Origin of the sequence: Nocardioides sp. NPDC057772 (assembly GCF_042798075.1) — a bacterium.
Taxonomy (GTDB): domain Bacteria; phylum Actinomycetota; class Actinomycetes; order Propionibacteriales; family Nocardioidaceae; genus Nocardioides.
Window position 1 is genome coordinate 1 of record NZ_JBHVKN010000103.1, and the last position, 17,355, is coordinate 17,355.

The following is a 17,355-nucleotide window of genomic DNA, read 5'->3' on the forward strand; positions in this document are numbered from 1 at the left end:
CAACCGCAGCAGCGGGGTATCGCCAACGCAGGTGATCAGGGAGTCGTGGATGTTTTCGGGCATGCCAAAGTTCCTTCGTTCATGAAGTCGAAAGGTGCGTGAAAGGTCTAGGAAGGCGTCGTCGAACGACGTCGGCTCCTAGACCCGCTGCACTCCGAGTTCACGAACGGGATGCGGGGTCCACCGCGGCAGATCAAAGGGGTCCTGAGACTGGATGAGCGCCACGGGGCGAGGGAGGACCCACAAGCATCCCAGGGCAGGTGTCAGCGCCGATGCAGCGACTCCAAGACGCGATTGAGTGATCTCGCCGCACTCGTACTCGCCATGAGGATGCTCAACAGCGACTGCGTCCACGTCACCGGCGAAACCGGTCCAAGCGCCGTCGTCCGCATGCCCGACCGCGTCTTGCTCACTCTCGCCGAGATCGGCCGCTGCCAGAGTCACCGACTCAGCAACAGGCTCAACGACGCCATGGTCGGAACCTCCGTGGTGACCGCTGTGCATGCTCAGCAGATGCACTGCAAACACCATGGCCGCCATCAGGGCCACCACGACACGGGACTGACTTGCAGAGAACGCGAAGCGACGAAAACGGGACGAGACGGCCGCGTTGGCACCCGAGTACATACGCCCCCTTGCGTCGTCATCCTCAACAGTCCGGCGCGGCCCAAGTTAGCAGCCGATCCTGAAGAAACCCTGACGCCACGACGTGACCTAGGGCACAACCCGTCGCCTTTGTTTGAACCGGCTTCTGGGGTCGCCGTTCACACCCCGACGACGGGGGCGGTGCTCAGTGTGTACAGACCAAGAGGTTGTACAAGGATCCATCGCGGTCGAGCTCGATCCGTTCGACGGCGAAACCTGCCTCTTGGAGTTGGCCGATGACGTCATCGACTGAGCGCAGTAAGAAGTTCTGCTTGACGAACGGCTGCGATGCCATCCAGTCCGGGTCGGCGATGCCGAGCACGCCGCGGCCATCGGGCGCGAGAACCCGCGACAGCTCCGCGAATGCGGGTTCCAGCTCGGGGATGAAGTAGATCGTGTTCAGGCTGATCCAGCCATCGAGCTCCCCATCGGCGACCGGCAGCGACGACATCGTCGCTTCGTGGAGAACCAGACGTCCTGCAGCCACCGCCTCGCCGAATGTTCGCCTCGCCCGTGAGAGCATGTCGCCAGACGGTTCGATCCCGAGCACGTTGCCGTGCGGGGACGCCGCAAGGAGCAACTGAAGCCCGACCCCACCACCGAACCCCATGTCGGCGACGACCTCGTCGCCCTTCAGGTCGAGTGCCTTCACGGCCGATTCAGTGGCGGTGCGATTGCCCTTGTTGAGAATGCGTGCGACCACGCCTCCCAAGGGACCTGAAGGACTGCCGAGCTGGCGACTGAACGCCCTCAACGCGATTTCGGGGAACGGGATCCTCACGAGTGCCACCATGGCATACCTGCGCAAGCAGTTAGAGGCGCCTCATCTGGCTTGTGCTATCGCCCAGACGAGCCCACGGAGGTCGATCGGGGCCGATGGAGCACCTAATAGCTGTGTGCCGAACGTCAACGTCGGCACACGAGGATAGGAGCACCGCATGCGCACAGCCCACAAGCAGACACACGACATCTACCTCTCTTTGCCCGAGGCAGCCGAAGTCGTTGGCCAGTCGGTCAAGACCCTTCGCCGGCGTATCGCGGCGGGAACGCTGGTTGCGTACCGCTTCGGACCGAGGGCGATCCGCATCAAGCGGACTGACCTGGAGGCATCAGGACACCAGGTCCCGAGCGCCCGCTGGGTGGAGTGACCGTCCTACGCCGCGCTGCCAGATCGGCTCGAGCCCTCGTTGGCGCCCAACTCTCCGACTGCCATCTCCGACAGGCGCTTGGCGAGGTCCTGCATTCGGTCGCGGGCGGCGTGCTGGTAGCGCATCGCGGCGGCGGGCGTCGAGTGGCCGGCGAGGGCCATCAGTTCAGCGATCGTGGCGCCGGCGATCGCAGCATTGGTCAGGGCGGTGTGGCGCAGGTCGTGGAAGTGGAGATCGGGACGACCGGCCGCATGGCGGGCGGCGTACCAACCATGCCCCTTGCGGCGGATCTTCTTCGTCTTTTTGTCGATGACCGGCGCCTGGCCGTAGAAGGTGCTGTGACGGATCTGCCCGCCCTGGGCGTTCGGGAAGAGCAGCCCGTCGAGACCGTCGGCCGCATGATGCTTGAGGTGGTCCTTGATATCGGGAACGAGGTGGGGAGGGATCGGAGCGTCACGGCTGCCAGCATCGGTCTTCGGCGCCTTCACCGTGGCGACATAGCGTCCGTCCGCATCCTTGACCCAGACGACCTCGCGGCGCACGCGGATCACCATGCGCTTGAGATCGATGTCGCGGCGTCTGAGCTCGGCGATCTCGCCGTAACGGTTGGAGCACCACGCTCCGAGCAAGATCATGAGCCGCTGCTTCGCAGGCATCATGGCAACGATCGTCGCGACCTCGTTCAGCGTTGCGGTCTCGACATCGTGTGCAGCACTCACCGACCCCGCTCCTCTCACGTGAGCCGGGTTGGCCGGGATCACGTTGCGCTCGACCGCGGTCTTCAAGATCGTTCGCAGCAAGCCGTACGCATGGGCACGGTAGGTCGGCGTATCCAGAGCAGTTGCGTCGTACCAGTCGTCAACCATCTCGGGCGTGATGTGCTTGACGACCGTCTCTTCGAATGTCGGGAGGATAAAGCGATCCAGGAGATCCTGGTAGTGGTCACGCGTTCGTCCCGCAAGCGGTCGCCCCTTGACCTTGCGCGTCAGCAGCCACCGCTCGGCGAACGCGCCAAAGGTGACCGCCTGAGACTTCTTCTTCGCTGCGCGTGCCTTAGGCGGCGTCCAACCCGTCGGATCTTCCTCGAGCAAGCGACGCTCACGCAGGAGCCACGCCGTCGCGGCGTCACTGTCTTCGAAGGTCATCGGCGCCGGATGGCGCCGGCCGTCCGGACCGGTGTAGCGCGCCTGGATGCGTCCGCTGCCCAACGTATAAAGCTGACCGAACTTGCGCTTGCCCTGCGCCGACTTCTTGACCATGGTCTCCCCTGGATTCCGTGAACGGCTTCGTAGCCGTTCTGTAGCCGTTGGGGGTCAAGATCTGGCCAGTCGTGACCACTTGTGACCCGAAACGCAGCGATGTGTTTTCCCTGATCAGAAGGTACGTTCACGCTGCCGACCAGCACAAAGGCGTCATCCAGGGCGGACTGGTTCAAACCCAGTATCGTCCACCACCGAGAACCCCGCCTGAGCATCAGGCGGGGTTCTTTCATTGCGTCCCGGCGAGGCCGGCGCCCTACCCGGAGATCAACTCGGACCGAATCGAACGTATGATCGATTCATGACCCGCACGCCAGGTTCCTCGAAGCCGCCCGGCCTTGAGCCACCGATCATCGTGCCCCGTCCGGAGGCGCGGCACTGCTGGCGGCACCTGTCGCCCTCGCCGGGAAGCGAAGGAGACCCGGTGTTCCTCCTGGCCTGGGCGCACTCACCGGCAGATCAGTTCGGCAAGTACGTGTGGTGGGCTCAGATCGTGCGCATGACAACGCCGACTGACTGGTCGACGGAGTGGGTCTCCGCCGACCAGCTGTCGACAGAGCGTTACGCCCCCGGCGGGCCGGTGCCTGGTCGACGGCCTTCGTCCAACGGGAACCGCTCGGCGCTCCCTGGTGTGTCGTGAGCTGGGATGCGGGCGACAGCCGATCTCTTCTCGGTTGCCACGGCTGGCATCCGTGGCGGCGTCCGTGGTCACGCGCGCCGTTCGTCTGATCTGATTCCTCGCTCGGCGGCCTCGACGATCGCCTTCCACGGCAGTTTCTGCTCCGGTGGCATCTGGCGGGGTGGGTGGAGCGGCCACACGTCAGGGCCCTCGATGAGGTGTACGCCGGCGGCGCGGAGGGCGGCCAGGTGGGACGCCCACGCGGGGTGCTCGGCGTGGGCGGCGTTGATGAGCGGGACAAGCACGACGGGGACGGTCGTGAGGCTCTCGGTGACGACCGTGAGCGCCTGGTTGTCGGCCAGGCCGAGGGCGATCTTCGCGGTGCTGTTGAACGTCGCCGGGGCGACGACGATGACGTCGAGCTGTGCCGGGTGGGTGCGTGGCTCCCAGGGCAGGCGGCTCGCGCCGCGTACGGGGAAGCCGGTGGCCGCCTCGATGCGGTCGGCTTCCCCGTTCGCGCTGAGCCAGGTGAATGCCGTGGGCGTCAGGGTCACCGGCACCTGGTGGCCGGCGTGCACCAGCGGGGTGACCAGCTCGTCGCACAGCTGCTCCACACCGCCTGCGGCGCAGGCGATGACTCCGATGATGGCCACCCCGTGAGCGTACGTGACCAGGGCCCGCGGATTCAGCCCATCTTGCCCGCGCCGGCCTTGATCGCCTCCCGGATCCGGACGTAGGTGCCGCAGCGGCAGATGTTGCGGATCTCGTCGATGTCGGCGTCGGTGACTGAGCGGCCCTCGGCGTGCGCCTTGTTGACCGTCGCGACCGCGGCCATGATCTGGCCGGGCTGGCAGTAGCCGCACTGGGCGACGTCGGCGTCGAGCCAGGCCTCCTGCATCGGGTGCAGGCCGTCGCCGGGGACGGTGTCGGCGAGGCCCTCGATCGTGGTGACCTCGTCGTCCTCGTCGAGGGCGCTGATCGGGGTGGCGCACGGGTTGAACGCCTTGCCGTTGATGTGGGACGTACAGGCCTTGCAGACGTTGATCCCACAGCCGTACTTCGGGCCACGCACGCCGAGCACGTCACGCAGCACCCACAGCAGGCGCTCGCTGTCCTCGACGTCGACCGTGACCTTCTCCCCGTTGAGCTTGAAGGTGTAGTTGGGCATGCTCTTTCCCCTGTTCAGTAGGTGTAGCTGAGGCCGTCGGTCGGCGAGGCGGGCACGGGCGGGACGAACGACTTCACCTCGAACGAGATCGGGTCGTGGTGGTTGATCGGGAAGGAGGTCGGCGTGGTGCCGGTCGCCCGGGCGTAGGCGCAGGCCACCGCGGCGAACGAGGCTGCGACCCCGGCCTCCCCCGCACCGCCGGGGATGTCGGTGACCGGATCCATGACGAAGACGCGTACGTCGGGTGGGGTGTTCCACTGCCGCGTGTAGAAGTAGTTGTCCCAGCTGGCCTCGAGGTAGTGACCGTCCTCCAGGTGGGTGCTGGCGGTCAGCGCGAGCGCGATGCCGTCCATGATCCCGCCCTGCATCTGCGCCTCGACGCCCTTGGGGTTGATGACCTCTCCGCAGTCGATGGCGAAGGTGACCTTGGTGACCCGGGGACCGGTGACGGCGTTGTAGATCTTCCGGTTGACGGTCTCCGGGCGGCAGTCGATCTCGACCAGACAGGCGGAGTAGCCCTTGTACTCCTGGTGCACCGCGATGCCCTGGGCCATGCCGGCCGGCATCGACCTGCCCCAGTTGCCGGCGGCCGCCACCTGCTTGATGACGCGGCGCAGACGGTCCTCCTTGGCGTACTTCAGGCGGAACTCGACCGGGTTCAGCCGCATCTTCTTCGCGACCTGGTCGATCGTCAGCTCGAGTGCCGCGCGTACGTCGGGCGAGTAGACGTTGCGGACCGCGCCGGAGTTGATCGCCTTGCTGGTTGTCTCCATGAGCCCCTGGGTGGTGACCCCGAAGTCGTACGGCACCTGCTGGGAGGTCACGAAGATGGTCTCCGAGACGCCCAGGTTGCTCACACCCGCCGGGAGGGAGATGGCGGTCGAGGTCAGGATCTCGCCGAAGCCGTGGCGGTAGTCGGTGGCGGTGCAGGTGTGCTGCTGCTCGACGGAGAGGATGTTGTCCCCCGCCCAGACCGTACGCACCCGGGAGGTCGCCATCGGATGGTTGCGGCCCTGGCGGGGCTCGTCGGCACGGTGCCACATCAGCCGGACCGGCGCCTGGCACTTCTGCGACACGAGGGCAGCCTCCAGGGCGGCGTCCCAGAAGAGCTTGCGGCCGAAGGAGCCGCCGGACTCGACGACGTTGAACGTCACGGCCGTCGGCGGAAGTCCGAGCTCGAGCGCGATGGCCTCGGCGGCCACGATCGGGGTCTTCGAACCGGCCCAGATCGTCGCCTTGTCGTCGCGGACGTCGGCGACCGCGCAGTTGGTCTCCAGCGGTGAGCCGCTACGGGTGTAGAAGACGAAGTCGGTGTCGAGCGTCTTGACGTCGGCGGCGGTGAGGCCGCCGGTCAGACCACCCACGGCGTCGGTCACGGTGCCGAGTAGCTCCTGCACGTTCGGCACCGCCATCGGGCGCTGGATGCCGCGGAGCTCCTCGAGGACGTCGGCGTCGGACCTGCCGCTCACGGTGCCGGGGTTCCACTCGACGTCGAGGGCACGGACGGCGTTGATGCACTGGCCGAAGGTGCCGGCGCGTACGGCGACGCCGGTCGGGATCGTGACGACGTGCGTCACACCCGGCATCGCCTCGACCTCAGCCTTGTTGCGTACGGACCGTACGGTGCCGTTGTGCTCGGGGGCGCGGCACACCATCGCCGGCAGGGCGTCGGGGACATCGAGGTCCATCGCGAACTGCTTCTTCCCGGTGACCGCGTCCAGGGCGTCCTTGCGGCGCCGCGGGGTGCCGATCATCGCGAAGTCGGACTTCGGCTTGAGGTCGACGTCGACGACCTTCGTCACCAGGGCGGCCGCCGAGGTGGCGAGCTCGCCGTAGGAGATCGAGGCGCCACCGGGGGCGGTGATCACGCCCTCGTAGACGGAGAGGGTGTCGTGGGGCTGTGCGAGCGCGATCGCCGCGGCGTCGAGCAGCGCGCGGCGGGCGATGGCCGCGGCCACACGTACGGGCGTGTACATCGCGTGGATCGTGTTGGAGCCACCCGTCATCTGGTTCCAGATCAGCTCGGGACGCGCCTTGGACAGGGTGACGTTCACCTTGCCGAGCGGCAGGTCGAGCTCCTCGGCGATCAGCATCGCGATCGAGGTGGTGATGCCCTGGCCGACCTCGGCGCGGGGCAGCTCGAACGACGCGGTGCCGTCCTTCTCGACGACGACCTGGATCAGGTTCGCCGTGGGGCGGGCGGCATCGGTCAGCAGGTCGTTGAGGTCGTAGAGGTCGGCCGGCTGCGGTACGCCCGGGACGACCGCCGCCGCCGGGGTGCCGAGGCCGATGCCGATCTGGGCGGCGCCGGTGACGGTGGCCGCTGCCAGGAGGTAGCCGACGAAGCGGCGGCGGTCGATCTCGTGCTCGGCGAGGCCCGCTACCGACAGGCCTGATGACGTCTCGGGATGTGTTGACAAGGCGCTTTCCTCCGTTGGTCCGGTCGGGTCCAGGTCACGTTATGTGTGACGCGTCACACCTGTGTCGCCCTGGAACGCCAACTTCGTTGACTTTCCGCGCCAGCTCGGACGATCGGCTCACACCGGGGTCAGGGAGCCTTTACGGAGCGCGCCAGGCGTGACCCCGAAGCGGGACCGGAAGGTCCGGGCGAAGTGGGACGGGTCGGGAAATCCCCAGCGGCTCGCGATCGTCGCGGTCGAGCGGGAGGCCTGGGCCGGGTCGAGCAGCGCGTCCCGGATCGCGAGCAGGCGGAACTCGCGCAGATGCGCCATCGCGGAGCGCGGCTGGCCCTCGAAGAGCCGGTGAAGGCTGCGTGGCGAGAGCCCGTGAGCGGCCGCGACGGCGTCGTGGCTGAGGTCGGGATCGGAGGCGTGCGCCTCCACGTGAGCGATCACGCGGGCCCGGAGCGCCTCTCCCGGGTCGGCCTGGTTCTCTCCGCCGACGAGGCTCGAGAGCAGCTGGATCGCGGCCTCGCCCAGGTGCGTCGCTCCTCCGGGCTGCGGCGTGTCCCGGACCGCGCTGCCGAGCAGATGCCCGAGTACGCCGGTCCGGCCGTCGGCCGCGGTCCAGCCGTGCGACATCGACCGTTCGATGACCGAGTCCGACGCGGCGAGCGCACGGCGCGGAAGCGTCATCGCAAGAACCTCCCACCGCTCGTCGAAGCGCAGCTCGTAGGGGCGGCTGGTGTCGTAGATCGCGATGTCCCCGGGCCTCAGCACGATCTCGGTGCCGCCCTGCCGGACGACGGACCGCCCGTGGCGCTGGACGCACACCTTGAACGGCTCGTCGGGTACGTCGGCGAGTGAACGGCGGGTGCGGCGTACGACCTGCGGGGTGCCGCCGACCCGGAACGCGTCGACGCGTCCCAGGCTCGCGTGCTCGATCGCGCCGGCCAGCGGGCCCAGCAGCACGTTCTGCCCAGGTGGCAGCCGCTCCGCCTGCAGTCCTGCGAAGGCATCCGCGAGCGCGGTACGCCACCTCTCCGACACTCCGCCCGAGTCACCATGCGTCATGCCGAGATACTGCGCACCCGGCTCGTCGGGCGGTACCCCCGTAGGAGGGCGGCGTCAGTCGATGAGGCCGGCCTCGCGCGCCATCCGCACGGCGTGGACCCGGTTGTTGGCGTTGAGCTTGCGGGTCGCGCTCTTGAGGTAGGACTTCACGGTGCTCTCCACGATCCCGAGGGCCTCGGCGGCCTCGCGGTTGCTGCTCCCGAGCGCCACCTGGCGAAGCACGTCGATCTCGCGGGCCGCAAGCCGCACGACGGGTGCCAGCTGCGCCGGCTTGCGCTCCCCCGCCGTGCCGTTGAGCCGCAGCACCATGGCCTCCAGCCGGCTGCGTACGTCCGGGTCCATCACCTGGCCGGCCAGGTCGGTGAGCTCGGCGGCCATCTCCCGGCGCTCGGCGAGATCCCGCTTCGCCGCGGCGTCGACCGCGCTCGGGGCAGGACGGGGCGCGGGCGCCAGCCGGGAGAGCCGGTTGCGCACCTCGTCGTCGATGAGGATCTCCCGCTCGAGGGTGCGGATCAGTGGTCGCAGCGCGTCGAACCAGACGCCACCGAGGCCGATCCGTGACCGGGAGGCGAGGTAGATGAGCATCCTCGGGGTCCGGTCGACCAGGATCGGCAGGGCCGCGACGGTCTGGATCTGCTCCTGGGCGACGGCGGTGTCGTAGAGGTGGGTGATCCCGCGAGCGCTGTAGTAGTGGTCGACGGAGCCAGGCTGACGGGTCTGCAGGGTCTTCCCGCCCAGGCCTTCCCCGTTGACGACCCGCAGACCGCGCAGCGAGACGCCCTTCGCACCGCAGGTCGCGGTGATGTCGATGGCCGTGCCGTCACCGCGGACCGGGCCGCCGAAGGCGAGATCCAGCCCCGACGCGTTCCGGAACGAGGCCAGCGTCTGGGCGATCCGGGACCCGTCGTAGGGCGCCTCTGCGGCGATGGTGCTGGTGCTCATGACGTGAGCGTAAGTGACGATCATCACAGGCAACAAGAGGCACACCCCCTCTTTCGAGGGCACTCGTCCGGGGGTATCGGACATGTTGTGACTGCCCCAACACTCGGTGCACCAATCCGAGTAGGAGGCACGATCATGGCCCAAATCGCGGCTAACCGAGCCGAGGTCGACGGGCGCACCATGCGCCGCGTCGCGACGGCGTCACTGACCGGCACCACCATCGAGTTCTACGACTTCCTCATCTACGGACTCGCCGCAGCCCTGGTGTTCAACGCCATCTTCTTCCCGTCCATGGGAGGCCCCGAAGGCACCCTGGCTTCGATCGCGACCTTCGGCGTCGCGTTCGTCTTCCGTCCCCTCGGCGCGATCCTCTTCGGCCACTACGGCGACAGGATCGGCCGCAAGGCAACGCTGATCACGACGCTGCTCATCATGGGCACCTCGACGTTCGCGATCGGTCTCATCCCGAGCGTGGAGACGATCGGCAAGAGCGCCGTGGTGATCCTGGTCGTGCTGCGGGCACTACAGGGCATCGCGCTCGGCGGCGAGTGGGCCGGCGCCGCCCTCCTGACCACGGAGTACGCCGCCCACGGCCAGCGCGGCCGCTACAGCATGTTCCCGCAGCTCGGTCCCAGCCTGGGTCTGATCATCGCGGCCGGAGCCATGCTGACCACCTTCCGGCTGATGGAGCCCGACGCCTTCGCCGCCTGGGGCTGGCGCATCCCGTTCCTGGCCAGCGCCGTGCTGATCGGCGTCGGTCTCTGGGTCCGACTCAACATCGCCGAGACCCCCTCGTTCAAGAAGGTGCAGTCGGCAGGCACCCGCAGCGCCCTGCCGTTCGTCGGCTGCATCCGCGACCAGTGGCGCCAGGTGCTGCTCGGCGGCGGCATCATGGCGATCGTCTTCGGCGCCTTCTACACCGGCGCCAGCTTCATGGTCGCCCACGCCGTCGGCACCCTCGGGCTGAGCATGACCCAGGCCCTGCTCGGTGTCATCGTCGCCGCGTTCGCGATGAGCGTGACGGTCATCGTCTCCGCCTGGCTCTCCGACGTGCTCGGCCGGCGTACGGTCCTGCTCCTCGGCGCCGCCTTCGGCGTCGTGGCGGGCCCCCTGGCCTTCGGCGTCATGCAGCCGGGCAGCTTCGCGAGCTTCGCGCTCGGCAACAGCCTGCTGCTGTGCGTGCTCGGTCTCAACTACGGCCCGATCGCGGCGTTCCTGCCCGAGACGTTCCAGGCGAAGTACCGCTACACCGGCGCCGGTCTGGGCTACAACATCGCCGGCATCCTCGGCGGCGCCGTCCCGCTGGTCATCGCCGAGGACCTGCTGTCGCGGTGGGGCACCGACGGGATCGCCTACTTCCTCACCGCGCTGGCCCTGCTGAGCGTCGTGTGCCTGCTGGTCGCCAAGGAGACCAGCCGCGTCGAGCTCGACGCGGAGCCCGCCCCCGCCTGATCCGGTACTCGCTCACCCCCCTTCGGGGGTGGGACCACCACCACGGTCTCGGTCATGCTCGCGGCATGACCGAGACCTCATCGTTTACCGCATCGTCGGCCCGTGGCGACATCGACGTTCCGCTGCTCGAGGAGACGATCGGAGCCAATTTCGAGCGCACCGTCGCTCGCCACGGCGACCGCGAGGCGCTCGTCGAGATCGCCACCGGCCGCCGCTGGACGTACGCCGCGCTGAACACGGAGGTGGACGCGCTGGCGGTCGGGCTCCGCAAGGCGGGGATCGGCAAGGGTGACAGGGTCGGAATCTGGGCCCCCAACTGCGCCGAGTGGACGATGGTCCAGTTCGCCACCGCGAAGATCGGCGCGATCCTGGTCAACATCAATCCGGCCTACCGCACCCACGAGCTCGCCTACGCGCTCAACCAGTCCGGCGTGCGGCTGCTGATCAGCGCGACCGCCTTCAAGACCAGCGACTACGTCAAGCTCGTCAGCGAGGTCGAGGCGGACTGCGGCGCGCTGGAGAAGACGATCTTCCTGGGTACGCCGGAGTGGGACGCCCTGCTGGCCGCGGGCCGTGGCGAGCGGCTGGCCGACCATGTCGACTACCCGCTGGACCCGAACGACGCGATCAACATCCAGTACACGTCGGGGACCACCGGCTTCCCGAAGGGCGCGACGCTGTCGCACCGCAACATCCTCAACAACGGCTTCTTCGTCACCGAGACGATCCACTTCACCGAGGAGGACCGGCTCTGCATCCCGGTGCCGTTCTACCACTGCTTCGGCATGGTGATGGCGAACCTCGGCTGCACCACCCACGGCGCGACCATGGTGATCCCCGGCCCCGGTTTCGACCCGCGTACGACGCTGCAGACGGTCCAGGACGAGAGGTGCACGGCGCTCTACGGCGTGCCGACGATGTTCATCGCCATGCAGGACGACCCCGAGTTCGCCTCGTTCGACCTCTCGACGCTGCGCACCGGGATCATGGCCGGCGCGCTGTGCCCGATCGAGGTCATGAAGCGGTGCGTGAGCGAGATGCACATGAGCGAGGTCGCGATCGCGTACGGGATGACCGAGACCTCGCCCGTCTCCTGCCAGACCCGCACGGACGACGACCTCGAGCGGCGCACCGAGACGATCGGCCGCGCCGCGCCGCACGTCGAGATCAAGATCGTCGACCCGGCCACCGGTGAGGTCGTCCCCCGCGGCACCGCGGGCGAGTTCTGCACCCGCGGATACTCGGTGATGCTCGGCTACTGGGACGACGAGACCAAGACCGCCGAGGCGATCGACGCCGACGGCTGGATGCACACCGGCGACCTGGCCGTCATGCGCGAGGACGGCTATTGCGTGGTCGTGGGGCGGATCAAGGACATGGTCATCCGCGGCGGGGAGAACATCTACCCGCGCGAGATCGAGGAGTTCCTCTTCACCCACCCCGACATCGCCGAGGCCCAGGTGGTCGGTGTTCCGGACGAGAAGTACGGCGAGGAGCTCTGCGCCTGGATCCGGATGCGCCCCGGCGCCGAGCCGCTGGACGCCGATGCCGTCCGCGCCTTCGCCCACGGCAAGCTCGCGCACTACAAGTCGCCGCGCTACGTCCTCATCGTCGACGAGTTCCCGATGACGGTGACCGGCAAGGTCCGCAAGATCGACATGCGCGAGCAGAGCGTCGCGCTGCTCGGCCTCTGAGCCGCCGGATGGGCTACTGGCACCGCACCGGCCGGAGCACCTTCACGCCGACGGAGCACGTCGGTGGCGCCTGGGACCCGGACACGCAGCACATCGCCACCCTCCTCGGCGTGCTCGCGCACGAGGTCGAACAGGACCGCGACGCCCGCCGTGACGACGGGCTCCAGGTCACCCGGATCAGCTACGACATCCTCGGCACGATCCCGCTCGAGCCGGTCGACGTCGAGGTCACCGTCCTTCGTGCCGGCCGCACGATCGAGCTCGTCGAGGCGCGAGCCTGCCACGGCGGCCGGCCCGTCGTGCTGCTGCGCGCCTGGCTGACCGCCGGCTACCCGACCGGCGAGCTCTCCGGCACCCATCACGAGGCCATGCCCGCGCCGGACGCGGTGCCCGCCTGGGACATGACCTCGCTGTGGGACGGAGGCTTCATCGCCTCCGTCGAGGTGCGCCGCCGCGACCTCGGCCCCGGGCGGGCGCAGTCGTGGGTGCGTACGCCTCATCCGCTCGTCGCCGGCGAGGAGGTGAGCCGGCTGGCCCAGGTCGCCGGGCTGCTCGACATCACCAACGGCGTCGCCGTCCGGGTCCACCCGAAGGACGTCAGCTTCCCCAACCTCGACCTCACCGCGCACCTCTTCCGGGCCCCGGCCGCCGGCTGGCTGGGGCTCGACACGACCGTCTCCTTCGGCCCGGAGGGCGCGGGCGTGACGACCACCGTGCTCCACGACGAGCAGGGCGCCTTCGGCATCAGTACGCAGTGCCTGACCGTGCGTCCGTGACGCCCCGCTCGAGGTCTCAGCTGCGGGAGAAGAAGTCCTCGTAGCGGTGCTCGCCCGGCGGCCGCTGGTCGACGATGTCCTGCTCCCGGCCCCGGAGCTCGACGCGTCGGATCTTCCCGGAGATCGTCTTGGGCAGGTCGAAGAACTCCAGGCGACGCACCCGCAGGTAGGGCGGCAGGTGGTCGCGGGCGAACTCGAGGATGGCCCGGGCGGTCTCGGCGGTCGGCTCGTGGCCGGCCGTGAGGGAGACGTACGCCTTGGGCACCGCGAGCCGCACCGGGTCCGGGGCGGGGACGACCGCCGCCTCGGCCACCGCGGGGTGCTCGATCAGGACCGACTCGAGCTCGAAGGGCGAGACCTTGTAGTCGGAGGCCTTGAAGACGTCGTCGGTGCGACCGACGTAGGTGATGTAGCCGTCCGCGTCGCGGCTGGCGACGTCGCCGGTGTGGAAGAAGCCGCCGCGCATCGCGTCGGCGGTGCGCTTCTCGTCGTCGCGGTAGCCGGTCATCAGGGTGGCGGGCCGTGCGGAGAGGTCGAGGCAGAGCTCGCCTTCACCCGGGCCGTCGATCACGGTGCCCTCGATCGGGTCGACCAGCACGACGGGGACGCCGGGGAGCGGGCGCCCCATCGAGCCCGGACGGACCGGCTGGCCGGGGCTGTTGGCGATCGTCGCGGTCATCTCGGTCTGCCCGAAGCCGTCCCGGATGGTGAGGCCCCAGGCCTGGCGTACCTGGCTGATGACCTCGGGGTTGAGCGGCTCCCCCGCGCTGATCGCCTCGCGCAGCGAGCCGCACCCGCCGCTGAGGTCGGCCTGGATCAGCATCCGCCACACCGTCGGTGGGGCGCACATGCTGGTGACGTGCTCCTCACGGATCCGCTGAAGCAGCGTGGCCGCCTCGAAGCGCGTGTAGTTGAGCACGAAGACGGTCGCTCCCGCGAGCCAGGGGGCGAAGAAGTTGGACCAGGCGTGCTTGGCCCAGCCCGGGCTGGAGATGTTCATGTGCACGTCGCCGGGGCGGAGCCCGAGCCAGTACATCGTCGACAGGTGCCCGACCGGGTAGGTGTAGTGGGTGTGCTCGACCAGCTTCGGCCGGCTCGTGGTGCCGCTGGTGAAGTAGAGCAGCAGTGCGTCGGTCGTGGCGTTGCCGGGGTGCTCGAGCGACTCCTGGCTCTCCTCGGCGGCCGCGGCGTACCCGTGCCAGCCCTCCTGCTCCCCCACGCAGATCCGGACGTAGTCGCCGGGGACGCCGTCGAACTTGCCGGTGTCCTCGGCGTTGCAGACCACCGCCTTAGCCTGGCCCCGCGCGAGCCGGTCGACCAGCTCCGCCGTGCCGACCGCCGTCGTCGTCGGCATCAGGACGGCGCCGACCTTCATCGCCGCCAGCATCGTCTCCCACAGCTCGACCTGGTTGCCGAGCATGACGACCACGCTGTCGCCTCGACCGACACCGAGCCGCTGGAGGTAGCGCGCCACCGCGTTCGAGCGACGGGCCAGCTCGTCGAAGGAGTACGCAACCCGCGACCCGTCCGGCTCGGCGATGACCAGCGCCGGAGCCTCGTTGCCCCGCGCCATCGGGTCGAACCAGTCGTGGGCGAAGTTGAAGCTCTCCCCGACGTCGGGCCAGCGGAAGGTGTCGAGCGCCCCGGCGTAGTCGAGGCGCTGGGCGATCAGCGCATCGCGGGCAGCAAGCAGGGCATCCGTCGAAGTCGTACTCGTCATGACGGCATCTTCGTGGCGGCGACGACTCCCGCCCTACCCCCGGAAGAGGGGTCTACCGCGTCAGCCCACCGACGATGACGGTCGGCTCGACGTCGACCGGGAAGTTCACGCTGCTCGCGATGAAGCAGTCCAGGTGGGCCTGGTGGTGCGCGGAGGTGGCGGCCTCGATCATGGACTCGTCGGTCACGGTGACGACCGGGTGGAGCACGGCCCGGGTGAACCGGCCGCCGGTCCCCTGCGTCTCCATGGTCGCGGTCGCGGCGTCGTGGTAGTCGATGACGACGATGCCCACCGTCACCGCCTGGTGCAGGTAGGAGAGCATGTGGCACTGCGCCAGCGAGGTCAGCAGCAGCTGCTCGGGGTTGTGCCGGCTCGCGTCGCCCCGGAACGTCGGGTCGGAGGAGCCGAGGATGTCGGGCAGTCCCTCGATGCGTACGACGTGGTCGCGGGTGTAGTCGCGGTAGCCGCTCGTCCCGGTGCCACGGTTGCCCGTCCACTCCACCGAGACCGTGTAGTCGTGGGTCAGTACCATGCGCACACGCTAGCGCCGGGTCGAGTATGCACCGCGCTTCGCCCGGTTACCGCCTACGCCATGACCGTTATCGAACCCTCTGGACGTACCGGACCGGGCTGGTGGCGATCCGCGGTCGTCTACCAGGTCTACCCGCGCAGCTTCGCCGACGGGAACGGCGACGGGGTGGGCGACCTGCGCGGGATCAGGGAGCGCCTCGACCACCTCGAGTGGCTCGGGGTCGACGTGCTGTGGATCTCCCCGGTCTACCCCTCGCCGATGGCCGACAACGGCTACGACGTCAGCGACTATCTCGATGTCGACCCGGCGTACGGGACGCTGGCCGAGCTCGACGCACTGATCGCCGAGCTCCACGAGCGCGGGATGAAGCTGGTGATGGATCTCGTCGCGAACCACACCTCCGACGAGCACCCGTGGTTCGTCGATTCGAGCTCGAGCCCGGAGAGCGCCAAGCGCGACTGGTACTGGTGGCGCGACGAGCCCAACAACTGGGGGTCGTTCTTCTCCGGGCCGGCCTGGACCTACAGCGAGGGCAGGGCCGCCTACTACCTGCACCTGTTCACCCGGAAGCAGCCGGACCTGAACTGGGAGAACCCCGAGGTCAGGCACGCGGTGTACGACATCATGCGCTGGTGGCTGGACCGCGGCATCGACGGCTTCCGGATGGATGTGGTGAACCTGATCTCCAAGGACCCGGATCTCCCGGAGGCACCGGTCATGCCGGGGCAGCGCTACGGCAACATGCGCGCCTCGGTGCTCGACGGGCCGCGCGTCCACGAGTTCCTCGCCGAGATGCACCGGGAGGTCTTCGACCGCTACGAGGACCGCGACCTGCTGCTGGTCGGCGAGACCGGGGAGACGACGGTCGAGGAGGGCCGGAAGTACACCGATCCGGCACGCCGTGAGCTCGACATGGTCCTGCACTACGAGCACGTCGAGATCGACCACGGCACCTTCAAGTGGGACGTACGTCCCTTCGACCTCGGTCGGCTCCGTGAACGGCTCGCGGCCTGGCAGACCGGGCTCGCTGACGTCGGCTGGAACAGCCTCTACTGGGACAACCACGACCAGCCGAGGGTCGTGTCGCGGTACGGCGACGACGACCGCTGGCGCACGGAGTCGGCCAAGCTGCTCGCCACCGTCCTGCACCTGCAGCGAGGCACCCCGTTCGTCTATCAGGGCGACGAGATCGGGATGACGAACTACCCGTTCGCATCGATCGACGAGTTCGACGACGTGGAGGCGGTGAACTACTACCACGAGGCGATCGCCCTGGGCGTGGAGCCCGAGGACGTGATGCGCTCGCTGCGGGCGATGTCCCGCGACAACGGGCGTACGCCGATGCAGTGGGACGACTCCCCCAACGCCGGCTTCACCACTGGCACGCCGTGGCTCGCGGTGAACCCGAACCACACGGAGATCAACGTCGCGGCGCAGCGAGACGACCCCGACTCGGTGCTCTCGCACTACCGCCGGCTGATCCAGCTGCGGCACGAGGACCCTGCCGTGGTCGACGGCGACTTCACCCTGCTGACCGACAGCCATCCGCAGGTCTTCGCCTTCCGCCGTCGCCACGAGAGCGGTCAGCTGGCCGTGCTCGCCAACTTCAGCGGCGCCGAGGCCGACCTGGGCGAGCTCGCCGAGGAATGTCGTGGCGATCTCGTGATCGGCTCCGGCCACGGTCCGGTGATGGCGCCGTGGGAGTCCAGGGTCTACCGCCGCTGAGCCGGGCTCGCCCGAGCTGGCTCAGCCGTCGCCGAGCAGCCAGACCGCGGAGTCCGGCGGCAGCTCGGCGGCGACCGGCTCGCCGCTGCAGATCACGACCTCGCCCGGGGGCAAGGGCGTCGGCACCGCGCCGCAGTTGAGGACGACGGTGAGCCGGCCACGTCGGAAGGCGATCACGTCGTCTGCCATGTCGAGGAACCGC

The 17,355-nt window shown here is 68.7% G+C and carries 16 protein-coding genes; 5 read left to right on the forward strand and 11 right to left on the reverse strand.

What is annotated here, in order from left to right:
* Positions 1-138: 138 nt before the first annotated feature.
* A complete protein-coding gene (locus tag ACFVJS_RS16935) occupies positions 139-549 on the reverse strand; it encodes a hypothetical protein (RefSeq protein WP_378882415.1) in 411 nt (136 codons plus the stop codon).
* 241 nt (positions 550-790) lie between these two features.
* The gene (locus ACFVJS_RS16940; RefSeq protein WP_328530686.1) at positions 791-1,426 is read right to left on the reverse strand and encodes a methyltransferase domain-containing protein; all 636 of its coding nucleotides are present in this window, start codon (positions 1,424-1,426) and stop codon (positions 791-793) included.
* 157 nt (positions 1,427-1,583) lie between these two features.
* Between ACFVJS_RS16940 and ACFVJS_RS16945 the strand changes: the two genes are divergently transcribed.
* Complete coding sequence (locus ACFVJS_RS16945; RefSeq protein WP_008359944.1) at positions 1,584-1,793, forward strand: helix-turn-helix domain-containing protein; 210 nt, start codon at positions 1,584-1,586, stop codon at positions 1,791-1,793.
* Positions 1,794-1,798: 5 nt separating this feature from the next.
* On the opposite strand, the gene ACFVJS_RS16950 is transcribed toward ACFVJS_RS16945, so the two are convergent.
* The 6 genes from ACFVJS_RS16950 to ACFVJS_RS16975 all read right to left on the reverse strand — a co-directional run bounded on the left by ACFVJS_RS16950 (position 1,799) and on the right by ACFVJS_RS16975 (position 9,254).
* Positions 1,799-3,052 carry a site-specific integrase gene (locus ACFVJS_RS16950; RefSeq protein WP_008359946.1) on the reverse strand — a complete coding sequence of 418 codons (1,254 nt, stop codon included), beginning with the start codon at positions 3,050-3,052 and terminating at the stop codon, positions 1,799-1,801.
* Between the two features lie 708 nt (positions 3,053-3,760).
* A complete protein-coding gene (locus ACFVJS_RS16955) occupies positions 3,761-4,324 on the reverse strand; it encodes a flavoprotein (protein ID WP_378882418.1) in 564 nt (187 codons plus the stop codon).
* 32 nt (positions 4,325-4,356) lie between these two features.
* Positions 4,357-4,839, reverse strand: a complete 483-nt coding sequence (locus ACFVJS_RS16960; RefSeq protein ID WP_378882421.1) for a (2Fe-2S)-binding protein — start codon at positions 4,837-4,839, stop codon at positions 4,357-4,359.
* Positions 4,840-4,853: 14 nt separating this feature from the next.
* A complete protein-coding gene (locus ACFVJS_RS16965; protein WP_378882423.1) occupies positions 4,854-7,259 on the reverse strand; it encodes a molybdopterin cofactor-binding domain-containing protein in 2,406 nt (801 codons plus the stop codon).
* A gap of 117 nt (positions 7,260-7,376) precedes the next feature.
* Positions 7,377-8,312, reverse strand: coding sequence for a helix-turn-helix domain-containing protein (locus ACFVJS_RS16970; protein WP_378882426.1), 936 nt, complete (start codon positions 8,310-8,312; stop codon positions 7,377-7,379).
* Between the two features lie 54 nt (positions 8,313-8,366).
* On the reverse strand, positions 8,367-9,254 hold the full coding sequence (locus ACFVJS_RS16975; protein WP_378882429.1) for a response regulator transcription factor: 888 nt from the start codon (positions 9,252-9,254) through the stop codon (positions 8,367-8,369).
* Positions 9,255-9,389: 135 nt separating this feature from the next.
* Between ACFVJS_RS16975 and ACFVJS_RS16980 the strand changes: the two genes are divergently transcribed.
* From ACFVJS_RS16980 to ACFVJS_RS16990, 3 genes are all read left to right on the forward strand, one after another.
* Positions 9,390-10,706, forward strand: a complete 1,317-nt coding sequence (locus ACFVJS_RS16980) for an MFS transporter (protein ID WP_378882431.1) — start codon at positions 9,390-9,392, stop codon at positions 10,704-10,706.
* Positions 10,707-10,771: 65 nt separating this feature from the next.
* Positions 10,772-12,400: an AMP-binding protein gene (locus ACFVJS_RS16985; protein ID WP_378882433.1), complete on the forward strand. Its 1,629-nt coding sequence runs from the start codon at positions 10,772-10,774 to the stop codon at positions 12,398-12,400.
* An 8-nt stretch (positions 12,401-12,408) separates the two neighbouring features.
* Positions 12,409-13,176: a thioesterase family protein gene (locus tag ACFVJS_RS16990; RefSeq protein ID WP_378882436.1), complete on the forward strand. Its 768-nt coding sequence runs from the start codon at positions 12,409-12,411 to the stop codon at positions 13,174-13,176.
* Between the two features lie 16 nt (positions 13,177-13,192).
* Here the strand turns inward: ACFVJS_RS16990 and ACFVJS_RS16995 are convergent, their stop codons facing one another.
* Together ACFVJS_RS16995 and ACFVJS_RS17000 are read right to left on the reverse strand one after the other, a co-directional pair.
* On the reverse strand, positions 13,193-14,896 hold the full coding sequence (locus ACFVJS_RS16995) for an AMP-binding protein (protein ID WP_378882438.1): 1,704 nt from the start codon (positions 14,894-14,896) through the stop codon (positions 13,193-13,195).
* Between the two features lie 52 nt (positions 14,897-14,948).
* Entirely contained in the window at positions 14,949-15,428 is a 480-nt protein-coding gene (locus ACFVJS_RS17000) for an OsmC family protein (protein WP_378882440.1), read from the reverse strand.
* Positions 15,429-15,488: 60 nt separating this feature from the next.
* Between ACFVJS_RS17000 and ACFVJS_RS17005 the strand changes: the two genes are divergently transcribed.
* Complete coding sequence (locus tag ACFVJS_RS17005) at positions 15,489-17,153, forward strand: alpha-glucosidase (protein ID WP_378882442.1); 1,665 nt, start codon at positions 15,489-15,491, stop codon at positions 17,151-17,153.
* Positions 17,154-17,174: 21 nt separating this feature from the next.
* On the opposite strand, the gene ACFVJS_RS17010 is transcribed toward ACFVJS_RS17005, so the two are convergent.
* On the reverse strand, positions 17,175-17,355 hold a 181-nt coding region (locus ACFVJS_RS17010), incomplete at its 5' end, for a DUF3459 domain-containing protein (protein WP_378882445.1).